The organism is Anaerococcus tetradius ATCC 35098 (genome assembly GCF_000159095.1).
Taxonomy (GTDB): Bacteria; Bacillota; Clostridia; order Tissierellales; family Peptoniphilaceae; genus Anaerococcus; species Anaerococcus tetradius.
Genome location: NZ_GG666379.1, coordinates 1 through 243 on the forward strand (window position 1 = coordinate 1; position 243 = coordinate 243).

Annotated in this window: 1 protein-coding gene; it reads left to right on the forward strand. The window is 30.0% G+C overall.

Going from position 1 to position 243, the window contains the following annotated elements; translation table 11 throughout:
- Positions 1-243: recombinase family protein (locus tag HMPREF0077_RS10255; protein WP_004837960.1), on the forward strand; the 243-nt coding region annotated here is incomplete at both ends.

The following is a 243-nucleotide window of genomic DNA, read 5'->3' on the forward strand; positions in this document are numbered from 1 at the left end:
CTAATATATTTAATGAAAAAGGTTATATTACACGCTCTGAACGAAAAGAAGAACTGAAACTTTCTGATTATACTGGAAATTTAATTACTGGAAGTGAGGTAAAGAAAAGAGTTTGGACAAATGCAGCTATCTCACAGATTACAAGGAACGAACTATATACAGGAGATTATGTATATAATAAATTCAAAGAAACAAAAATAGGTGGAAGAAAAAGAATTTTACTTCCTGAAGAGGAGTGGAAAA